Origin of the sequence: Achromobacter sp. K91 (assembly GCF_003576205.1) — a bacterium.
GTDB lineage: Bacteria > Pseudomonadota > Gammaproteobacteria > Burkholderiales > Burkholderiaceae_B > Achromobacter > Achromobacter aegrifaciens.
In genome coordinates this window covers 19,782-39,289 of record NZ_QWFB01000063.1, presented here as the reverse complement: position 1 = coordinate 39,289, position 19,508 = coordinate 19,782, and the positions used below count along the sequence as shown (strand labels likewise).

The window sequence follows — 19,508 nt, the reverse complement described above, 5'->3', positions numbered from 1 at the left end:
AGATGTGTATAAGAGACAGTCCCCCGCCCGGGCCGCCTCGACCCCGGCGTTCAAGGCCAGGAGTTGAGTCTGCAAGGCGATCTCCTTGATCAGCTTGCTGATGTCCCCAACGGAGTGGGCGCGGTCTGTCAGTTGACCGACCACCTCGGTGAATGAAGCCATCTCCCGCGTCATGCGCTCCACCCGCGCCTTGACGTCGGACAGTTCGGCCAGCGCCTGCTGCGCCGCGTGCAGATTTTGCCCTGACACCTCGGCAATCTCGCGCGCATGGGTGGAGGTTGACGTCGACAACGCGGCGATTTGCGCGCCGCTGGCCGCGAGCGCTTCCGCGGCCCGCGCCTGCTCCTGTGCCAGGATCGAACAATGGCCCGCCTGGAACTGCGTGCGGGCGGCGTTCAGCGCGATTTCGATGCTGGATTGGCGTACGGTCATGATGCGGCTGCGTATGCGCGCCATGAAACCGTACAGCGGCCAAACGGCCGGGCTGATGGATAGCGTACGTTCCGACAGGGTCGCGTCGCCGCGATTGAGCCGCCGCAACAACCGCCACATGCCGCCCAGGCGGAATACGGATCTGGCCATGATCAATCTCCTTGTGCCGGCCCGGATCGCCTTCTATGGGCATCCGTTGCCTGGCGCGCATTGCGCGCCATGATTCACGCTGCACGGCCCCTGATTATTGTTTTGGAGGGGAGTCTATCCACGAGGCGCGCTTTGCGCCCTTAGGGACTACCTTCATGCGCGGGCGGCACCACCCGGAAAATGCACCGCCGGAGTCCCAGTCCGGCGGCGCGGCTCCCGGCTAGAAGCCCAGGCTGGCCAGCAGGTCGTCGACCTGGTCCTGGCTGGTCACTACGTCGGTCTTGCCTTGCGGACTGATCTGCGGCCCGTTGAGCAGGCTGTTGGCTTCGTCGCGGCGTTCTTGCGGGACGTTGTCCAGCAGCACCTGCAGCAGTTCACGCTCGATCGCGCCGACCACGTCCATCATGCGCATGATGACCTGGCCCGTGAGGTCCTGGAAATCCTGCGCCATGATGATTTCCATCAGCTGGGATTGCGTCTGCTGCGCCTGCTTCGGCACATCCTGCAGGTAGGCGCGCGTGTCCTTCACAAGCTCGCGCGCCTCGGGCAATTCCAGGGGCTGGTCGTACCACTGCTGCCAGCGCGCATCCAGCGCCTGCGCCGAGCGCGACAGGCCATCCTGGATGGGGCCGGCCTGCTCGGTGGCGTTCAAGACGCGGTTGGCGGCCTGCTCCGTCATCTGCGCCACGTAGCGCAGACGGTCGCGGGCATCGGGAATGGCGTTGGCTGCGTCCTTGATGGCCTGATCCAGCCCCAGTTCGCGCATGCTGTCGCGCAGCATGCGCGTCAGCGACGCGATGCGGTGGATCAGGTCGGGGGATTCGCCCGGGCTCTCATGTTCCGTCGTGCTCATGGCTCACCTCAACCGGCGATTTTCTCGAAGATCTTGTTGAGCTTCTCTTCCAGCGTCGCCGCAGTGAAAGGCTTGACCACATAACCGTTGGCGCCGGCCTGGGCCGCGGCAACGATGTTTTCCTTCTTGGCCTCGGCCGTCACCATCAGCACGGGCAGCGAGGCCAGCGCCGCGTCGGCGCGGATCTGCTTGAGCATCTCCAGGCCGTCGAGATTGGGCATGTTCCAGTCCGACACCACGAACTGGAAACCGCCGTTGCGCAGCTTTTCCAGGCCGATGGCGCCGTCTTCGGCCTCATCCACGTTCTCGAAACCCAGCTCTTTGAGCAGGTTGCGGATGATCCGCCGCATGGTGGGGAAGTCATCCACCACCAGAATCTTCAGGCCCTTGTCTACCATCTTCTACTCCAGAAAAAATTTAGCTTGGACCGATCGGGGAGCCTTGCGCGTCAGACGCGGTGCCCGCGATCGCCCAGGCGAGTCAGAATGCGTTCGCTTATCGCCGACAACGAAACCACTTCATCCGCGGCGCCCAAGGCGATAGCTTCGCGGGGCATACCGAAGACGACGCAGCTGGCCTCGTCCTGCGCAATCGTGTGGGCGCCCGCGCGGTGCATGGCCAGCATGCCGGCCGCGCCATCCTTGCCCATGCCGGTCAGGATGACGCCGATGGCGTTCTTGCCCGCGGCGACGGCCGCCGAGTTGAACAGCACGTCCACCGACGGGCGATGGCGGTTGACGGGTTCGCTGGCTTCAAGCTCGATCACGTAGTTGGCGCCGCTGCGGCCCAGACGCATGTGCATGTCACCGCCCGGCGCCAGATAAACGTGCCCGGGCAACACGCGGTCGCCGTGCACGGCTTCACGGACCGTCACCGCACACAGGGCATCCAGGCGTTGCGCAAAGGAGCGCGTGAAGCCCGCCGGCATGTGTTGGGTGATCAGGATGGCCGGGCTGTCGGGCGGCAACGGCTGCAGCACCTCGCGGATCGCTTCCGTGCCGCCCGTGGACGCGCCGACGATGACCAGCTTTTCCGAGCTGGACAGCGGACGGCGCAACATGGGCGCGGGTGCGGCGGGCGCGGCGTGCGCTGCTGGCGCGCGCAGCTTGGCGCGCGAGGCGGCGCGTATCTTGTCGGCGATGATCTCGGTGTATTCGAGCAGGCCGTCGCGGATGCCCAGCTTGGGCTTGGTGACGAAGTCGATCGCGCCCAGTTCCAGGGCCCGCAACGTGATTTCGCCGCCGCGCTCGGTCAGCGACGACACCATCACCACCGGCATGGGCCGCAGGCGCATCAGTTTTTCCAGGAAATCCAGCCCGTCCATGCGGGGCATTTCCACGTCCAGCGTCAGCACGTCGGGGTTATGGCGCTTGATGAGTTCGCGTGCCACCAGCGGATCGGGCGCGGTTGCGACCACCTCCATGTCCGGCTGGCTGTTGATGATCTCGGTCATCAGGCCACGCACCAACGCCGAATCGTCCACACACAAAACGCTAATTTTCTTCATTTTTGCTGCCTCGGCCCGCTCAGGACCTGCCCGCGCATTCATAGACAGTCTGCCCGCGCAGACGAAAGTCCCGGCTGATATAGGTGAAGTTCTCGGAATGGCCAGCAAACAGCAAGCCACCCGGCTTGAGCAGCGGCACAAACCGTTCCAGGATCCTGGCCTGGGTAGGTTTGTCGAAATAAATCATGACGTTGCGACAGAAGATCACATCAAACTGTTCGTTGATCTGCCACGTCGGCGCCAACAGGTTCAGCGTCTCGTATCGGACCATGTCAGCGATCTCGGGACGCACCCGGACCTGCCCTTCGTTGGCGCCCCGGCCTTTCAAGAAGAAGCGCCGCAGACGCTCGCTATCCATTTTGTCCACGCGCTCGGCCGGGTAGACCCCCGCGCGCGCGCGGGTGAGCACATTGGTGTCGATATCGGTGGCCAGCACCGAACTTGCACTGGCCCGAGGGCCCAGCGCTTCCACCAGCGTCATGGCGATGGAATACGGTTCTTCCCCGGTGGAGGCCGCACAGCACCACACCGACACCGGGCCGCCGCGCCGTTTGGCAAAGTCAGCCAAGATGGGGAAGTGATGCGATTCGCGGAAGAAGGCGGTCAGGTTGGTCGTCAATGCGTTGACGAAATCTTCCCACTCGGCCGCATTCGGTTCGTTTTCAAGCTGGTCCAGATAGCTGCCGAAATCCTGCATGCCCAGCGCGCGCAGGCGCCGGGCAAGCCGGCTGTAGACCATTTCGCGCTTGTGCGTGCCCAACGAAATTCCCGCATAGGCGTGAATCATCTTGCGCACGCGCGAAAAGTCCGCGTCGCGAAAATCGAATTGGCGTTCCACCGAAATGGACGGCGCCTGGGTTGCCGCTGCTGTAGCCACTGCGATCCTCAGTGCCCAAGCGCAAGCGCGTCAGGCGCCTGCAAGCGGGTGTCGTCACCGGCGGAACGCGCCGACGACAGGCGCTGGGCCGGAACCTCGATGACCTCACCCACGTTGATTTTGAACACGGACACCGCTTCGGCCAGGCGCTGCGCCTGCTCCTGCAGAGAACCCGCAGCTGCTGCAGCCTCTTCCACCAGCGCCGCGTTCTGCTGCGTCACCTCGTCCATCTGCGACACGGCACGGTTGACCTGCTCGATGCCGCTGGACTGCTCTTCGGACGCCGCCGAGATCTCGCCCATGATGTCCGTCACGCGCTTCACCGAGGCCACGATCTCCTGCATCGTCGAGCCGGCGCGCTCCACCTGCTGCGAGCCCGCGCCTACCTTGGTCACGGAATCCTCGATCAGGCCCTTGATTTCCTTGGCCGCCTGGGCGCTGCGCTGCGCCAACGAGCGCACTTCGCCTGCCACCACGGCAAAGCCTTTGCCCTGCTCGCCCGCTCGGGCTGCTTCCACCGCTGCATTCAGCGCCAGGATATTGGTCTGGAAGGCAATGCCGTCGATCACGGACACAATCTCGGAAATCTTGCGCGAACTTGCCGAGATTTCCTGCATGGTGTGGACCACTTCCGACACCGCCGAACCGCCGCGCTCTGCCACGTCCGAGGCGCTGGCCGCCAGCTGGTTGGCCTGGCGCGCATTGTCGGCGTTCTGCTTGACGGTAGAGGCCAGCTCTTCCATCGAAGCCGCGGTTTCTTCCAGCGAGGCCGCTTGCTGCTCGGTGCGGCTGGACAGGTCCGTATTACCCGCCGCGATCTCGTGCGAACCGACGTTGATCTCATCCACGCCGCGGCGCACTGACGCCACGGTGCGGGTCAGGCTTTCCTGCATGCGCTTCAAGGCGGCGAACAGCTGGCCGATTTCGTTGGTATTGCGCGCGTCCACGCGGGCGGTGAGGTCGCCACCGGCGATGCGGTCGAAGTGATGACCGGCTTCCTTCAGCGGCAGCAGCACGCGGCGACGCAGGAACACATAGGTGGCGAACACAAGCAGCGCGGCGATCACGCCGCCGGCGGCGACTGCCATCAGGACGAACTGGTAGCGCACCTGTGCCACTTCGTGCGCATCCAGCGTCTTGCTGGCGCGCCAGAAATCAAAGCCTTCGATGGCGCGCGCGTACCGCCCCTCGAGAGCGTCCTGTACTGTCTGGACTTGCTTCTGGTAGGCAGGCATGTCCGCCTTTTCCAAGGCGGCCACCAGCGGCGTCAGCCCTTGCCGGACCAGCGCGTCATAGGATTCGTCGATTTCTTTCAGGGCGTCGGCCGCTTCGGCGGGCCGAGCCAGGCTCTTGTAATACTCGTACTCGGCCTGCCCCTTGTTCATGGAGGCCTTGGCCCGCTCCAGCAGGCCAGCCGCCTCGGAAGACAAGCCCTGGGTCAGCAAGGTGGGCTGCCCCACGCTCTTCACGATGTCCGCATAGTTGGCGGCGGCCGCGCGGCCCAGGCCAGTCATGGTGTCCTTGTAGCTGGAGACCACGCGGCCGACCGCGTCATCCAGCTCTTGCGATTGCTTGATCTGCGCCAGGGTGCCATTGCTGATGCGCAGGGACAGCACGCCCAACGCGGCCCCTATCACCAACATGAATGAGAAAAACGCCAGCACCCACAACAGGCTGCTGCGTATCGTCATGTTTGCGAAGAACTTGCGCATCACAAGAACCACTCCCAGATTGAAGTCGTTAAAGGAAAGCGCCACATTGGGTTCAATATGGCGCTTTTACCTCCCAGCAGGCCGTTCCGATCAGGACGCGACCTTCTCCACCAGCGCCATTTCGTCGCTGGTCATCATTTTTTCAATATCCACCAGGATCAGCATGCGTTCGTCCACCGTGCCCAGACCCGTCAGGTACTCGGTGGACAAAGTGGCGCCGAATTCCGGCGCCGGGCGGATCTGGCCCGAATTGAGCATGAGCACATCGGACACGCCATCCACCACGATACCGACGACGCGGCGGTCGAGGTTCAGGATGATTACCACGGTCTGCTCGTTGTAGTCGACGCGGCCCAGGTTGAACTTGATACGCAGGTCGACGATGGGCACGATGATGCCGCGCAGGTTCGTCACGCCCTTGATGAACGGCGGAACATTCGCGATGCGGGTGACCGTGTCGGCGTCGTAGCCGCGGATCTCCTGCACCTTCAGGATGTCGATGCCGTACTCTTCGTCGCCCAGCGTGAACACCAGGAACTCGCTGCCGACATCTTCATTGCGCGCGGCTTGCGCTTGCGGTTTGGCTGCCATGAGGTTTATTTCTCCATCAATTCAGAATGGCTTCGGGCTGCGACCAACGCTCGCGGTTGGCGCGCGCAAGCGCAAATACGTCGACGATCAGGGCCACGCTGCCATCGCCCAGGATGGTGGCGGCGGAAATGCCCGGCACCTTGCGGTAATTCGATTCCAGATTCTTCACCACCACCTGGTGCTGGCCGATCAGGTGATCCACCAGCAACGCAAACCGGCGGTCCTCGGCTTGCATGATGACCGCGATGGCCTGCGTGGGATCGGTCTGGGCGTCGCTGACCGAGAACACCCGGTGCATTTCGACCAGCGGCAGGTACTCGCCGCGCACGTGCATCACGCGCTCGTTGCCCGCCACCGAGTAGATCTGGTCATTGGTGGGCTGCAGCGATTCGGTTACATGGTTCAGCGGCAGGATGAAGGTTTCCTCGCCGACGCGCACCGACATGCCGTCCAGAATGGCCAGCGTCAGCGGCAGGACGATGCGCGTCGTGGTGCCGTTGCCCGGCTCGCACGACAGCTGCACGTGGCCGCCCATGTCCTGGATGTTCCGGCGCACCACGTCCATGCCCACGCCTCGGCCGGAGATGTCCGTCACCTTTTCGGCGGTGGAGAAGCCCGGCGCAAAGATCAGCTGCCAGATTTCGTCGTCCGGCGAATTCTCGTTAACGGGCAGGCCCTGGGCGATCGCCTTCTTCAGGATCTTGTCGCGGTTCAGCCCGCCGCCGTCGTCGCTGACTTCAATGACGATGTTGCCGCCGTTGTGCTGGGCCGACAGCACCAGCTGTCCGACGGGGTCCTTGCCAGCGGCGACGCGCTTTTCGGGCGTCTCGATGCCGTGGTCCAGGCTGTTGCGCACCAGGTGGGTCAGCGGATCGATGATGCGTTCGATCAGGCTCTTGTCCAGTTCCGTTGCGCGGCCGTGGGTTTGCAGTTCGATCTGCTTGCCCATCTTGCTAGCGATGTCGCGCACCAGGCGTGGGAAGCGGCTGAACACGTAATCCATCGGCATCATGCGGATGGACATGACCGCTTCCTGCAGGTCGCGGGCATTGCGCTCAAGCTGTTCCATGCCATTGAGCAGGCGGTCGTGCAGCACCGGATCCAGCGTGGATGCGGTCTGGGCCAGCATGGCTTGGGTAATGACCAGTTCGCCCACCAGGTTGATGACCTGGTCGACCTTTTCGACGCCGACGCGGATCGAGGTGGATTCCTTGTCCGCGTGCGCCGGAGCTGCCGCAGCGGGCCGGGCTGCGCGGGTGGACTGTGTGATGGCCTCGGCGGCCGCAGCCGACTCGGCGACGGCCGGCGCTTCGGGCGCCGTCTGTGCGGGAGCCGGCGCGGGCGTCGCAGCCGCAATTGGAGCAGCAGCCTGCGTTACGCCCGCCGGAGCAGCCTCGCGGCTGATTTCCAGCTGGTCGCCGTCGACGATGAAGCAGCATACTGCCTCGATATCGTCTGGCGTGCAGGTGCTGTCCATCCAGACGGTCAGGGCGCCGTCGGCGCGTTCGCTGGCCTTGACGTTGCCGAGATTGCCCATTTCCTCGAGGAGGGAGGCGGCGTCCTTGTCCGAAACCTTGGTGATCCGCACACGCAGAGGCAAGCTGCCGGCTTCCGCTGCCGGCGCTTGCGCGGCGGGCTCGGGGGCAGGCGCCGGGGCGATCACGGGAGCCGGGGCCGGAACCGGCGCAGCCACGGGTGCAGGGGCCTCGGCCGGCGCGGCTGCCGCGGCGGGATCCTTATGCTCCAGCGCAAGCTGCCTCAGTACGGCGCAGATACGCTCAAACACGGCTTCATCGGGCTCTTCGGAGGCCCGATAGGCATCCAGTTGGCTTTTGAGCACGTCTTTCGTTTCCAAGAAAATATCGATCATGTCCGTACGCAGCGCCATTTCGCCGCGACGGATCGCATCCAGGAGGTTTTCCAGCAAATGGGTCGTGCCCGCCAGCTGCGTGAAGCAGCCGAAGGTGGCCGCCCCACCCTTGATCGAGTGGGCGGCGCGGAAGATCGCGTTGAGCTGTTCGATGTCGGGCGCGCCCACATCCAGCTCGAGCAGCAGCTGCTCCATCTGCGCGAGCAGCTCGTCCGCCTCGTCGAAAAAGGTCTCGTAAAACTGACTGAGGTCCAAACCAGAACTCATGACCCGTACGCCTTCAAAAATGAACTTGCTTACGCGCCGGCCTGCTCGTCGAGCAGTTCAGACGCCAATTCCACCAGCACATCCGGGTCGACCGGCTTGGAAAGCCAGCCACAGACCCCCAGATCCCGGGCGGCCATCTTGCTGTCCACGTCGTCCTCGGTGGTCAACACCAAGACCGGCACGTCCAGGTACTCGTCCTCTTGGCGCAGTCCCTGGATCAGCTCCAGACCGCCCATGACCGGCATGTTCCAGTCGCTGACCACCAGGTCCACCGGGTGGCTCTTGGCCAATTCCAGCGCTTCCTGGCCATTGCCGGCCGTCAGGACTTTCCATCCAGCGCCCGTCAACGTCGCCTGGACGATCATGCGCATCGTCGCCGAGTCGTCCGCCACAAGAATCGTTGCAGCCATTGCTATCGAACCCCTTCCGCGGGCGGGTTGCTCTCCGCCTCGCCTGGTTTGGTTGCCGTCGTGGCCTGGGCCGCGGCTTGCGCCGCTTCCACCGCCGTTCCTACCTCGCGGGCATCCTTGGCGCTGACGTCCGCAGCCGCGGCGTTCTCGCTTTCGATGCGCCGCTGGGTGCTCTGGTTGAGCACCACAAGGCTGATACGTCTATTAACGGCCGCATACGGGTCATCTTTAACCAGGCTCATGCTGGACGACAGCCCCTGGATGCGCAGGACCTTGCTTTCGTTCATTCCGCCCGCCACCAGCTCCTGGCGCGACGCATTGGCGCGGTCGGCCGACAGCTCCCAATTGCTATAGGCGCGCTCTCCGCGAGCGTATTGCGAGGCGTCGGTGTGGCCGGAGATGCTGACCTTGTTGGGCAATTCATTCAGGACCGGCCCCAGTTCCCTGAGGATGTCGCGCATGTAAGGCTGCACTTCCGCGCGGCCGGTGGCGAACATCGGACGGTTCTGGTTGTCGATGATCTGGATGCGCAGACCCTCGGTAGTCAGGTCGATCAGCAGCTGCGGCCTGAAGCTCTTCAGCACCGGACTCGTCTCGATGACGTTTTCGAGCCGCTTTTTCAGATTTTCCAGGCGATGCTGTTCGCGGCGTTCGGCGTCGCCCATGGGCTGGGCCTCGACGCGGTTGCCCTGCGCGCGGCGCACATCGCCCTCGCTGCGCAAGGGATCCCTGCCGCCTCCTGGAACCGCGCTGGTCTCGGCCGAACTGCTGGGCCCGCCCGTAATGGCGACGCGCAATGGCATGCGGAAGTACTCCGCAATGCCCTTGAGCTCTTCGCGCGGGACCACGCTGATCAGCCACATCACCAGGAAGAACGCCATCATCGCCGTGATGAAGTCGGCGTATGCAATCTTCCAGCTGCCGCCGTGGTGCCCGCCGCCGTGGACCTTCTTGCGGCGGATCACCACACGGTGGTTGTTTACCGTGCTCATGGCCCGCTCCGTCAGGCCTTGCCGGTGGCGGTGGACTTGGCTTGCCGGACGTGCTCTTCCAGCTCACCAAAGGTCGGACGCACTGCAGAGAACAGCACCTTGCGGCCGAACTCCACGGCCAGCTGGGGCGGATAGCCGTTCATGCTGGCCAGCAGCGTGGTCTTGATGCATTCCAGCACCTTGGTGGCCTCATCGCTGCGGCGCTCGATGCGCGACGCCAGCGGCCCCACGAAGCCGTAGGCCAGCAAAATACCCAGGAACGTGCCCACCATGGCCTTGGAAATCAGGTCGCCCAGGATCGCCGGAGGCTGGTCCACGGCGGCCAGTGCCTTGATCACGCCCAGCACGGCGGCCACGATACCGAAGGCCGGCAGGCCATCGGCCATTTGCTGCAGTGCGCGCACAGGAACTTCGCGCTCATGGCGGTAGGTTTCGATTTCCTCATCCATGAGCGTCTCGATTTCGAACGAGCTCATGTTGCCGCTGATCATGATGCGCAGGTAGTCCGTGATGAACTCCATCAGCTTGGCGTCTTTGGCGATGCGGGGGTACTCGCTGAAGATCGGACTGGATTCCGGGTCTTCGATATGCGACTCGATGGCCATGAGGCCCTCGCGGCGTGCCTTGTTCAGCAGCACGTACAAGAGCGCCATCAGCTCCATGTACACGTCCTTGCCGTAGCGCGAGCTTTTCAAGGCGTCGGGCAAGGCGGACTTGACCAGCATCAACGACTTCTTGCTGTTGCTGGCGAGGAAGGCACCAAAAGCCGCCCCGAAAATCAGCGTGAGCTCGAACGGCTGGTATAGCGCGCCCAAATGGCCGCCCAGCGCTATGAAGCTGCCGACGACCGACACGGCCACCACGAGAAAACCGATAACAATCAACACATCAGGCCCCTGCCAACGAAGTCTAAAACTGGCGTCAATGATCCCCTGTTCCCCCCGACCCAAAAAGGCGGGTTACGGGGAGTTTTCCAGGGCTTTTGATGTATTTGAATACCGCCGGTCAGAGCCGGGCGGCATTCGCAACGGGTGCGGGGCGGGTGCCGGAGCGCGCCTTGGCCGCAGCGCGGGTCTTGCCGGCACGGGGTGGCGGCCGGCAGATCGCGCACACGAAATCCGACTGGGGATCGTGGGCATGGGCGATGAAATGCCCCCCGCATTGGCGGCAGGCGGACATTTGCAGCATGCCGCTATCAAAAAAGCGCACCAGCATCCAGGCGCGCGTGAAGCTCAGGACGGGCTCTGCGCCTTCGGCGGCATCGGTGCCGGCGTTTTCGAGATAGAGGCGATAGGCGTCGATGGTGGCGCGTATGCCCTTGCTGCTGGTGCGCGTATTCAGGAACGAATACACGTTGTAGAAGAGCGAGGAATGGATGTTCGGCAGCCAGGTCATGAACCAGTCAACCGAAAAGGGCAGCATGCCCTTGGGTGGCGAGCAGCCGCGGATTTCGCGGTACAAGCGTGCCAGGCGGTCGTGGCTGAGGCTGGTTTCAGCCTCCAGCACCTGCAGCCGGGCTCCCAAAGTGATCATGGAGCTGGCTAGCAGAATGTCATCCGCTTCCTGCGAAACGCTCTTGGTGGCCATTACACGTGCTTCCGGATGGAATGATCAGGCCGTCAGGCCAATTCTTCGACAGGCTGCTTGGCCAGCAGGATGGTTGCGTGCGCTTGCTGCAGCGCACCACCCAGAACGTCATGGGTCAGCGCGGACAACAGGCTGTAGTCATCGAAGCGGAAGCGGCACAGCAACGAGCTGGAGCTTGCAAGCTTGACCAATTGCGCCGGCGAAAGGCGCATGAGGATGTCAGCAACCTCATTGCTGAATCCCAGGCGGAACATCGACGCCGCGTAGTCGTCGCGCAGCATGCGCTGTGCCAGTAACAAATAGGACAGATTCACTTCGCGAATGTCTGTCAGCAATGAATTTTCGACTTGTTGCACGCCCAACTCCCTATTCCCTATCCCGCCGATGGGGGCTTGTGTAAGCAAAAGCACCGGAATTCCGTTGCCATTACGTTCGATACATCCCGCTTTGATGCGAAATGTATCATTTGTTCGCAATTTAAGTAAAATTTACCACAGCTGATGTCATTTTCTATGACTTATATGACAAAACTTTGTTGATGTTGCGCAACTTACCGTTTCCGATACACCTTGACATATAAATTTCAGACGAATTTACGTCAATTTGGCAAATAAGCATTCAAAACATTGCGTACTTTGAGGAATGAAACGGTGTTGTTTGCCGACAATGGCAGCTTGCAGATCACTAAATCCACCTAGCTTTAGCGCCGCCGCGCGTTTGTCGACAATGTCGCAAATTGACAACAACAGACCACGCGCCACGATGGACACCGCCCGACACTCCCGCAATGCCTCACGCAGATGACAGCCTGGTCGAATATGCCCCGCTAGTGCGGAAGCTGGCCCTGCAATTGCTCGCCCGGCTACCCGCCAGCGTAGAACTCGACGACCTGATCCAGGCCGGCATGATTGGCCTGCTCGATGCCGTGCGCCGCTACCAGGAAACGGCCGACGCCCAATTCGAGACCTACGCCACCACCCGCATCCGCGGCGCGATGCTGGACGAATTGCGCGGCCAGGATTGGCTGCCCCGCAGCGTGCGCGCCAAGGCGCGCAAGATCGAGCAGGCCATCCAGCAGCTCGAACAGCGTTTGATGCGCGCGCCGACGGAAGCCGAAATTGCGCAACAGCTCGACATGCCCCTGGGTGACTATCAAACACTGTTGCACGACGCCCAGGGCGTGCAGATCGTGCACTACGAAGACTTCACCACCGAGCCCGACTCGGCTGGCGGTCAATCCGACTGGGCGGCCACCCTGAACCATGGCGCGGCCGGCGGCAATCCGCTGGATTCGCTGCTGGCCGGGGACTTCCGCCAGGCGCTGATCCACGCGATCGACGCCCTGCCCGAGCGTGAAAAGTTGCTGTTGTCACTTTGCTACGAGCAAGGACTGAACCTGAAGGAAATCGGCGCGATCCTGAATGTGACCGAGGCACGGGTGTGCCAACTAAGGTCGCAGGCGACGGCGCGGATACGGGCGAAGCTGAAGGAACAGGCTTGGCAGGAACTGCCCCAGGATGGACAGATTGCTCAGGTGATATAGAAGGACGCCGGGTGGGGAGGCACCCTTGCCGTACGCCCCTGGCCTCGAAAGGCCCTAAACATGACGGACGCGCCTCGCGTCCGTTTCTCGTTGCGCGACGCCTAGAGAGAGTACAGATAGGGGCATGCATGGTCGGCAAGCTTCCAAAGCCCAACGCCTTTACATCTTGTAGGCGCCGCAGCAGCGGTCGTTGCCGCACTTGGGTCGCATGCCCTCCCCCGTCCGACCAATAGAAGAAAAATGTCGACTTTCGCGAAATAGCGCTAAAGATTGATTTTGGACTGCCGTAATCCTGGCAACGGAGAGATTCCTAGACACAAAGTCGACGAACTTTCCCGTTAACACCAGTGGGCGGCGTCGCTGCCCGGTTTGAAGAAGCCTTTCTCTCTTGGGAGCACCAACATGGCTGCCGTTATCAATACCAACTACCTCTCGATGGTTGCTCAAAACAACCTGAACAAGTCGCAATCGGCACTGGGCAGCGCCATCGAGCGCCTGTCCTCCGGCCTGCGCATCAACAGCGCCAAGGACGACGCCGCTGGCCAAGCCATCGCCAACCGCTTCACCGCGAACATCAAGGGCCTGACCCAAGCCGCCCGCAACGCCAACGACGGCATCTCGATCGCTCAAACGACCGAAGGCGCGCTGAACGAAATCAACAACAACCTGCAGCGCGTGCGTCAGCTGTCGGTCCAAGCCACCAGCGGCACGAACTCGCCGACCGACCTGGACTCGATCCAAGCTGAAATCAAGCAGCGCCTGGACGAAATCGACCGCGTGTCGGCCCAAACCCAGTTCAACGGCGTGAACGTCCTGGCCAAGGACAACAAGCTGACGATCCAGGTTGGCGCCAACGACGGCGAAACCATCACGATCGACCTGAAGGAAGTCACCGCCAAGACCCTGGGTCTGGACGGCTTCAACGTCTCCGGCCCGCGTGGCACGCAGAGCGCTCTGACCGGTGCGGAATACAAGGCCGCTTACGGCTCGACCACCGCCGTCACCAGCAACACGGTTGCCGAAGGCACCCCTGGCGACCTGGCTGGCCGTCTGGGCGTGGCAACCGGCAACGTCACCGTCGGTACGGAAGCTCAGGCTGACGAAAACGGCAACTGGTTCGTCAAGGTCGACATCTCGGCCGCCGACGCGACCGAATCCAGCAACCTGAAGGCCAAGGGCTTCGACGTTGCTTCGGGCGCTTCCGGCAGCTACTACATCGCCGTGAACCCGAAGGACGCCGACACCACGACGGCCGCCGGCACCGCCGCCTTCTCGCTGAAGACCGACTCGATCCCGCTGACCAGCCTGAACAAGGGCGCAACGGCCAACCCGCTGGCCGGTCTGGACAAGGCTCTGCAAGACATCGACTCGCAGCGCAGCTCGCTGGGTGCGATCCAGAACCGCTTCGAATCGACCGTCGCCAACCTGAACAACACGATCAACAACCTGTCCGCCGCTCGTTCGCGCATCGAAGATGCCGACTACGCCACGGAAGTGTCGAACATGACCAAGGCTCAGATCCTGCAACAGGCTGGCACCTCGGTTCTGGCCCAGGCCAACCAAGTGCCGCAAACGGTTCTGTCGCTGCTGCGTTAATTCCAGCGGACAGTCCTGCGGGGCAGCAGGGGAAGGCGAGTTGCTTCCCTTGCCCGCACCGAAGCAGTACCAAAACCCAGCCTCCGGGCTGGTTTTTTTATGGCGGACTGCCCTCTTCCCTCGTGACGCAAAGAAAAAAATGGGCGGAATCCAATTCCGCCCATTCTGCTCTTGCTTCATCCAGTACCGCATTGTGCGGAACTGGGTCTATCCGTACATTCAGGCCATGACCGTTTCCGCGGACCTCACCAGCGCCGCCACGGCGGCCGGATTGTCGTTGATGAGATCATGGCCGCCTTTCACCCGCTCGATGCGGCAACCCAGGCCGCGCAGTTGCGCCAGATCCGCCTCGTCCAGGCAACACGGCACGGGCGGCATCTTGCGTTGCGGCAGCATCGGCACATCGCCGCTCACCACCAGCACCGGCGCGGCGACGCCATCCAACAGATGCCAGTACTCGCGTTCCACGGCTGCCGTGGGCGTCACGCCATAGATCTCCAGCGCGAAGCTGCGCAGATAGCGGTCATCCGGCCGAGAGGCGATCGCGCCACGCAGGAATGCGTGGTTATGCCAGAGTTTTGCCGCGCTGAATGGCGTGTCCAACAGCACGACGGACGTGCACCGCGACGTGCGGCGCGCGATGGCCAATGCGACGCTGCCGCCAAAAGAGGCGCCCAGCACGCCGAATCCTCCGGGAATCGCGGCAAGCAGCGCCGGCAACAATTCGTCGGCAAAGCCGTCCACGGACATATCCGCCGGCGCCGTGCTGCCGCCGCAACCCGGCAGGTCGACAAACAGCAGGTTCATGTCCGAAAGGTGCTGTTCAATACCTTGCACGGTCGCGATATTGCCCAGCGAACCGTGCAACACCACCCACGTCGGACGACCTTCGCACCAATTGGCCGAGCGGCGAGCACGCAACAGCCCTGACCTGCCTTGCAGCATCTCGAAAGGCGCCGTGACGCCCTTGCGCAATCCCGCAAGCCAGGCATCGTGGCCCTGCGCCAACGCGTCGAGCGCTTCGCGCGTGCCGCGCATGATGTTGCGCGCATGGCGTTCGATGATGTCCTTGGGCCAATCCCACCAGCGCAGCGCCATCAGGCGGTCCGCGACCTCCTGGGTAAACCGGCGGCGGCGAAACTGCGCGGGATTGCCTGCCCAGATTTCATACGCACCAACATCTCGCGTCACTATCGAGCCCGCGCCGATGACCGCGCCCGTGCCTATCGTCACGCCCGCCATGATCTTGCTGCCGGCGCCGATCCAGACGTCATGGCCGATCGATACCCCACCCTTCGTGGTGGAGTAATCGGTGATCTGGCGGGTAGAGGAAAACAAGGTTCCGAAATGCGGGGCCGAGAACGGATAGATCGTATAGGTATCCTGGCGATGATATGCACCCAGGATGATTTCAACCTCGTGCCCGATCGTGCAGAAATTGCCGATAGACAAGTGCGCAGGCTCGTGTGGCTGATTGTGCGGAAACACCGACGGCGTGCCGTAGCTATAGTCCCCGATGCTGTAGAGCTCCGGGTCGGAGAGGCGCAGCGCGGTAAAGGCCAGGCCCTGCACGCCATGCTCCAGCGTCATCTTCAGATGACGCGCCCCCTGATGTCCGGGACGGGCACCAAGAATCTGCCCATTGATGTGGGCCGCTTCCGCGCGCTTGCCTTCCCGCCAATGGCGCACGGCCAATTCGAACGCCTCGTTCAAACCTATTCTTTGTCCGCCGGCGGCACCTTGGCCGCCCTTTGTCGACGATGTCATTGCCAAACTCCTAGACTCTTACTTTCCAGCGGATTCGCGATAGCGCATCACCGCTGCGGGACTGCCGCCGATCACCGCATACTCAGGCCATTCGCCGCGCAGGACAGTGCCGGCCGCCACGACACAACCGCGCCGCAGGATGCAGCCATCCAGCAATACGCAGTTGGCGCCGATCCAGCAATCGTCCTCGATGACTATGCCGCCCTTGCTGGGCATAAAACGCTGCTCGATGATCGTCTTTTCGCGGCTGCGGTACTCGTGGTTGGTGGGCGCCAAGGTCGTATTGGCGGCGATCAGCGTGCCGCGGCCGATATGGATGCCATTTCCCGAATAGATCACCACGCCCGAATTCAGATAGACCTGGTCGCCGATATGCACGTCGCCATCGCCGCCCGCGAATTTGATCTTCACGAAGCTGTCTATCGTGACGTAATCTCCGATCACCACGGCATTGCCGCGTACCGAGCGTTCGATATCTGCCAATGGGGAGATTTTTGCCAGCGTTGAAATCCGGTTCATGCCTTGCACTCCGTCAGATGCGCCAGCGTCCGGGCCAGAAAAGCGGCCATCGAGGCGCGTTCGTCGCCTTCGCGCGGAACCAGTGTCCGGGAACAATAGCGATAGGCAGGCGCCAGCGCCTCGTGGACTTCTCCTGTCTGCACCACCACAGGCTTACCCAGGCAGGCGCTGGCCTGAGCGGCAGCCAGTTCCGCCAAGTCCCTGATCCGCCAGTCCTCGCCCGCCAGATGCGCCAGGCCCGATCCCGGACCCTGCAAGCGCTTGGCCAGGACCTCGGCGACGTACGCGACATCCAGATAGTTGCGTACGGCCCGTCCCTGGCCATGCAGGACGATCCTGCCGTCCCTCACCGCCTGCTGGCAAAAATCAAAGGGCGCCAACGTCCAGCGGTCGAACCCGTCCCAAGAAGCAGGCGCGCCGTACAAATTGGCGGGCCGCAGGATATCGACCGAAGCGCCCATGCTGCCAGCCGCCAGTTCGAACAGTTGTTCAGCCTGTAGATGCGTCAAGCCGTAGTCGTTGACGGGTGTGGGTAGAGCGGACTCGTCCAACTCGCCCTCCGGCCGACCGTACACGTGAAAGGTGGAGATATATGCCAGACGGCGTATCCCAACCCGCTCGCAGGCCTGCAACAAGGCCCGGGTGCCGGCGACATTGACCACATAGGCGGCCTGCGGGTCTGCCCGGCACGCCACCTCGTGCATTGCCCCTGCATGCACGCAGGCGTCGATGCCAGCGGGCAGGTCCAGGGCCGCTACACGACGCGGATCGGCCAGATCCAGCTGCAGGTCATTGGAGCTGGCACGGCCGGCCGTGATCACCGACATGCCAAGAGCGCGCAGGCGCGCGGCGATGACACCGCCCGCATAGCCGCTTGCGCCGGTGACCAGCACACGCAGGCTCATGCTGATCCACCGTAGGTAAAGGGGGACTCGAAGTCCTGAAGCCGCGGCAACGCCGCGTCCCTGGGAGACATGACGGGTGCGCCGATACCGGCTTCACCCGCCCACCAATCAATGCCGCCGCTATCCGCATGCACGCCCGCGTCACGCTCGGGATCATGGACCGTAGTCGTGTAGTACAGCAGCGCGGTGCCATCGCGGTGAGCCGCAAAGCCATGGGCCACGCCGCACGGCACGTACAGGGCCTGCGGCACCGTGCCATCCAGCATCAGCGACAGCGATTGCGCGTAAGTCGGCGATCCTCGCCGCAAGTCCAGCAAACCGTCGCGCGCCCGCCCTGTCAGGCACGAAACCAGCTTGGCATGGTCGGACGGCGGCAACTGGAAATGCAGGCCGCGCAGCACTCCGCGATGGGAAACCGATACGTAGGATTCGACGAATCCGGTCTCCAGGCCCAGCGCCGCCAGCGACGGCGCATGCAGCAGTTTCCGGAACTCGCCGCGCGCGTCCGGGAAGCACGGCAGGGTCAACAGATAGCAGCCCGGGATCGCCAGGGCTTCGGCCTGCATATCAGAAGCCCTGCCCGAAAAACAGCTCAATGCGGCTTGCCGCGTAATCCAGCATCTCAGGAGTGAGTGCGGGTTGAACACCGATCCAGAAGGTGTTCTGCATGATGATTTCGGTGTTGGCGAGATCTCCGGACACACGGTAGTTCTGGCCGACCATGGAAGGTTGACGCGTCAGGTTGCCGGCGAATAGCAAGCGCGTTCCAACCTTGTCCTGATCCAGGTAGGTCAGGAGATCGACGCGGCGCGCATCGGCCTCGGGCCGCAAGGTAATCGGGAAACCGAACCACGACGGGTCCGATCCGGGCGTCGCTTCCGGCAGGATCAAGAATTCCTCGCACGACGCCAGCCGTTCCTTCAGGAAACGGAAGTTCTCCTTGCGCCGTGCGACGAACTCTTCCACCCGGTCCAGTTGGGCCAGGCCGCAGGCGGCCTGCATGTCCGTGATTTTCAGGTTGTAGCCGATGTGCGAGTAGGTGTATTTGTGGTCGTAGCCCTCAGGCAGGCTGCCAAGCTTCTGGCAGAAGCGGCGGCCGCAGGTATTGTCCTTGCCCGGCGCACAGTAGCAGTCGCGCCCCCAGTCGCGGAACGACTCGGCGATCAGCTTCAGATGCGGATCGTTGGTGAAGACCGCCCCGCCCTCGCCCATCGTGATGTGATGCGCGGGATAGAAGCTGAGCGTGCCGATGTCGCCGAACGTGCCGACCATGCGGCCGTTGTAGGTCGAACCCAGGGCGTCGCAACAGTCCTCGATCAGCCACAGGCCGTACTTCTTGCACAAGGCCGTGACTGCGTCCAGGTTGTACGGATTGCCCAGCGTATGGGCTAGCATGATGGCCTTGGTGCGCGGCGTGATCGCAGCCTCCAGGCGGCTGGCGTCCACGTTGTACGTGCCCAGTTCGACATCAACGAATACCGGAACCGCGCCGAACTGCAGGATGGGGTTCACGGTCGTGGGGAAGCCCGCCGCCACGCCTATTACCTCGTCGCCGCGGCGGATCGCGCGTTCACCCAGCTTGGGCGAGGTCAGCGTTGAAAATGCCACCAGATTGGCGGACGAACCGGAATTGACCGTAATCAGATGCTTGACGCCGAGATACTGCGCCAGGCGCTGTTCAAATGCTTCGTTGAAGCGGCCGGTCGTCAGCCAGCCGTCTAAAGAGGCGTCGACCATCGCCTTGAGCTCGGCTGCGCCGATCAGCTTTCCTGACGGCGGCACCGCCGTCTTGCCCGGCTCATAGGGCGTGCGCTCTCGTTCCTGGGCCTCGTGGTACTGATCGACCAACAGGGCGATCTGCGCACGGATTTCGTTAGGGTTCATTGCTTATCTCTAAAACCGTTATGTTCTTGAAGCGGTGGCCAGCCAG

At 62.9% G+C, this 19,508-nt stretch carries 20 protein-coding genes; 2 read left to right on the top strand and 18 right to left on the bottom strand.

The window, feature by feature from the left end; genetic code table 11:
- The 13 genes from DXK93_RS29065 to flhD form a co-directional block, all read right to left on the bottom strand.
- Positions 1-582 (bottom strand): methyl-accepting chemotaxis protein (locus DXK93_RS29065; RefSeq protein ID WP_370127882.1); only part of this gene is annotated, 582 nt, incomplete at its 3' end.
- A 220-nt stretch (positions 583-802) separates the two neighbouring features.
- The gene (gene cheZ / locus DXK93_RS29060) at positions 803-1,435 is read right to left on the bottom strand and encodes a protein phosphatase CheZ (RefSeq protein ID WP_054456663.1); all 633 of its coding nucleotides are present in this window, start codon (positions 1,433-1,435) and stop codon (positions 803-805) included.
- 8 nt (positions 1,436-1,443) lie between these two features.
- Entirely contained in the window at positions 1,444-1,833 is a 390-nt protein-coding gene (gene cheY, locus DXK93_RS29055) for a chemotaxis response regulator CheY (RefSeq protein WP_013393379.1), read from the bottom strand.
- 50 nt (positions 1,834-1,883) lie between these two features.
- Positions 1,884-2,942 carry a chemotaxis response regulator protein-glutamate methylesterase gene (locus tag DXK93_RS29050; protein ID WP_013393378.1) on the bottom strand — a complete coding sequence of 353 codons (1,059 nt, stop codon included), beginning with the start codon at positions 2,940-2,942 and terminating at the stop codon, positions 1,884-1,886.
- Between the two features lie 19 nt (positions 2,943-2,961).
- On the bottom strand, positions 2,962-3,819 hold the full coding sequence (locus DXK93_RS29045) for a CheR family methyltransferase (protein WP_054456662.1): 858 nt from the start codon (positions 3,817-3,819) through the stop codon (positions 2,962-2,964).
- A gap of 8 nt (positions 3,820-3,827) precedes the next feature.
- Positions 3,828-5,531 carry a methyl-accepting chemotaxis protein gene (locus DXK93_RS29040; RefSeq protein WP_119451937.1) on the bottom strand — a complete coding sequence of 568 codons (1,704 nt, stop codon included), beginning with the start codon at positions 5,529-5,531 and terminating at the stop codon, positions 3,828-3,830.
- A 90-nt stretch (positions 5,532-5,621) separates the two neighbouring features.
- Positions 5,622-6,122, bottom strand: coding sequence for a chemotaxis protein CheW (gene cheW / locus DXK93_RS29035; RefSeq protein ID WP_054456661.1), 501 nt, complete (start codon positions 6,120-6,122; stop codon positions 5,622-5,624).
- Positions 6,123-6,138: 16 nt separating this feature from the next.
- Entirely contained in the window at positions 6,139-8,259 is a 2,121-nt protein-coding gene (gene cheA, locus DXK93_RS29030; protein ID WP_119451935.1) for a chemotaxis protein CheA, read from the bottom strand.
- A 29-nt stretch (positions 8,260-8,288) separates the two neighbouring features.
- Positions 8,289-8,669 (bottom strand): response regulator, encoded by a 381-nt coding sequence (locus tag DXK93_RS29025; protein WP_054456659.1) that lies wholly within the window; start codon positions 8,667-8,669, stop codon positions 8,289-8,291.
- A 2-nt stretch (positions 8,670-8,671) separates the two neighbouring features.
- Positions 8,672-9,661, bottom strand: a complete 990-nt coding sequence (gene motB / locus DXK93_RS29020) for a flagellar motor protein MotB (RefSeq protein WP_054456658.1) — start codon at positions 9,659-9,661, stop codon at positions 8,672-8,674.
- An 11-nt stretch (positions 9,662-9,672) separates the two neighbouring features.
- Positions 9,673-10,548, bottom strand: a complete 876-nt coding sequence (gene motA / locus DXK93_RS29015; RefSeq protein ID WP_054456657.1) for a flagellar motor stator protein MotA — start codon at positions 10,546-10,548, stop codon at positions 9,673-9,675.
- 118 nt (positions 10,549-10,666) lie between these two features.
- Complete coding sequence (gene flhC, locus DXK93_RS29010; RefSeq protein ID WP_118934083.1) at positions 10,667-11,248, bottom strand: flagellar transcriptional regulator FlhC; 582 nt, start codon at positions 11,246-11,248, stop codon at positions 10,667-10,669.
- A gap of 32 nt (positions 11,249-11,280) precedes the next feature.
- The gene (flhD, locus tag DXK93_RS29005; protein WP_013393369.1) at positions 11,281-11,604 is read right to left on the bottom strand and encodes a flagellar transcriptional regulator FlhD; all 324 of its coding nucleotides are present in this window, start codon (positions 11,602-11,604) and stop codon (positions 11,281-11,283) included.
- A gap of 431 nt (positions 11,605-12,035) precedes the next feature.
- Here flhD and DXK93_RS29000 point away from each other — a divergent pair, with 431 nt between their 5' ends.
- Entirely contained in the window at positions 12,036-12,791 is a 756-nt protein-coding gene (locus tag DXK93_RS29000) for an RNA polymerase sigma factor FliA (protein WP_054456655.1), read from the top strand.
- Between the two features lie 402 nt (positions 12,792-13,193).
- Complete coding sequence (locus DXK93_RS28995) at positions 13,194-14,387, top strand: FliC/FljB family flagellin (RefSeq protein WP_119451934.1); 1,194 nt, start codon at positions 13,194-13,196, stop codon at positions 14,385-14,387.
- Positions 14,388-14,606: 219 nt separating this feature from the next.
- Here DXK93_RS28995 and DXK93_RS32555 read toward each other — a convergent pair whose 3' ends face one another.
- The 5 genes from DXK93_RS32555 to rfbH are packed head-to-tail and all read right to left on the bottom strand — an operon-like array spanning position 14,607 to position 19,462.
- Positions 14,607-16,154: an alpha/beta fold hydrolase gene (locus DXK93_RS32555; RefSeq protein WP_119451933.1), complete on the bottom strand. Its 1,548-nt coding sequence runs from the start codon at positions 16,152-16,154 to the stop codon at positions 14,607-14,609.
- Between the two features lie 18 nt (positions 16,155-16,172).
- Positions 16,173-16,673, bottom strand: a complete 501-nt coding sequence (locus DXK93_RS28985; protein ID WP_119451932.1) for a DapH/DapD/GlmU-related protein — start codon at positions 16,671-16,673, stop codon at positions 16,173-16,175.
- Complete coding sequence (locus DXK93_RS28980) at positions 16,670-17,578, bottom strand: NAD(P)-dependent oxidoreductase (protein WP_119451931.1); 909 nt, start codon at positions 17,576-17,578, stop codon at positions 16,670-16,672. The genes DXK93_RS28985 and DXK93_RS28980 overlap by 4 nt, the downstream gene beginning before the upstream one ends.
- Entirely contained in the window at positions 17,575-18,144 is a 570-nt protein-coding gene (locus DXK93_RS28975; RefSeq protein WP_119451930.1) for a dTDP-4-dehydrorhamnose 3,5-epimerase family protein, read from the bottom strand. The genes DXK93_RS28980 and DXK93_RS28975 overlap by 4 nt, the downstream gene beginning before the upstream one ends.
- Before the next feature lies 1 nt (position 18,145).
- Positions 18,146-19,462: a lipopolysaccharide biosynthesis protein RfbH gene (rfbH, locus tag DXK93_RS28970; RefSeq protein WP_119451929.1), complete on the bottom strand. Its 1,317-nt coding sequence runs from the start codon at positions 19,460-19,462 to the stop codon at positions 18,146-18,148.
- Positions 19,463-19,508 lie beyond the last annotated feature (46 nt).

Coding starts and splice junctions, on each gene's coding strand:
- flhC (WP_118934083.1), bottom strand. CDS start 11,248: ATGGCCACCAAGAGCGTTTCGCAGGAAGCGGATGACATTCTGCTAGCC.
- cheW (WP_054456661.1), bottom strand. CDS start 6,122: ATGGCAGCCAAACCGCAAGCGCAAGCCGCGCGCAATGAAGATGTCGGC.
- cheY (WP_013393379.1), bottom strand. CDS start 1,833: ATGGTAGACAAGGGCCTGAAGATTCTGGTGGTGGATGACTTCCCCACC.
- DXK93_RS29000 (WP_054456655.1), top strand. CDS start 12,036: ATGCCTCACGCAGATGACAGCCTGGTCGAATATGCCCCGCTAGTGCGG.
- DXK93_RS28995 (WP_119451934.1), top strand. CDS start 13,194: ATGGCTGCCGTTATCAATACCAACTACCTCTCGATGGTTGCTCAAAAC.
- motB (WP_054456658.1), bottom strand. CDS start 9,661: ATGAGCACGGTAAACAACCACCGTGTGGTGATCCGCCGCAAGAAGGTC.
- DXK93_RS32555 (WP_119451933.1), bottom strand. CDS start 16,154: ATGACATCGTCGACAAAGGGCGGCCAAGGTGCCGCCGGCGGACAAAGA.
- DXK93_RS28975 (WP_119451930.1), bottom strand. CDS start 18,144: ATGCAGGCCGAAGCCCTGGCGATCCCGGGCTGCTATCTGTTGACCCTG.
- rfbH (WP_119451929.1), bottom strand. CDS start 19,462: ATGAACCCTAACGAAATCCGTGCGCAGATCGCCCTGTTGGTCGATCAG.
- DXK93_RS28985 (WP_119451932.1), bottom strand. CDS start 16,673: ATGAACCGGATTTCAACGCTGGCAAAAATCTCCCCATTGGCAGATATC.
- DXK93_RS29050 (WP_013393378.1), bottom strand. CDS start 2,942: ATGAAGAAAATTAGCGTTTTGTGTGTGGACGATTCGGCGTTGGTGCGT.
- DXK93_RS28980 (WP_119451931.1), bottom strand. CDS start 17,578: ATGAGCCTGCGTGTGCTGGTCACCGGCGCAAGCGGCTATGCGGGCGGT.
- cheA (WP_119451935.1), bottom strand. CDS start 8,259: ATGAGTTCTGGTTTGGACCTCAGTCAGTTTTACGAGACCTTTTTCGAC.
- DXK93_RS29040 (WP_119451937.1), bottom strand. CDS start 5,531: ATGCGCAAGTTCTTCGCAAACATGACGATACGCAGCAGCCTGTTGTGG.
- cheZ (WP_054456663.1), bottom strand. CDS start 1,435: ATGAGCACGACGGAACATGAGAGCCCGGGCGAATCCCCCGACCTGATC.
- DXK93_RS29025 (WP_054456659.1), bottom strand. CDS start 8,669: ATGGCTGCAACGATTCTTGTGGCGGACGACTCGGCGACGATGCGCATG.